At 66.2% G+C, this 302-nt stretch carries 1 pseudogene; it reads left to right on the forward strand.

What is annotated here, in order from left to right:
* Positions 1 to 142: pseudogene (locus tag JHD69_RS20835) on the forward strand (glutamine amidotransferase-related protein); the annotation flags it as partial.
* Between the last annotated feature and the right edge of the window lie 160 nt (positions 143 to 302).

Raw genomic sequence — 302 nt, forward strand, 5'->3', positions numbered from 1 at the left:
TATTTTAGATGCCGACAAACCGATGTTCGGCATTTGCCTGGGCCACCAATTATTGGCCGAAGCCAACGGCATTGGCACCATGAAAATGTTTAATGGCCACCGTGGCTTGAACCACCCGGTTAAAAACCTGTCTCTTATACACATCTCCGAGCCCACGAGACAGTACTCATGATCGCGTATGCCGTCTTCTGCTTGAAAAGGGGGGGGGGGGGGGGGGGGGGGGGGGGGGGGGGGGGGGGGGGGGGGGGGGGGGGGGGGGGGGGGGGGGGGGGGGGGGGGGGGGGGGGGGGGGGGGGGGGGGG

The sequence above is a fragment of the Pedobacter sp. ASV12 genome, assembly GCF_016429155.1.
Lineage (GTDB): Bacteria > Bacteroidota > Bacteroidia > Sphingobacteriales > Sphingobacteriaceae > Pedobacter.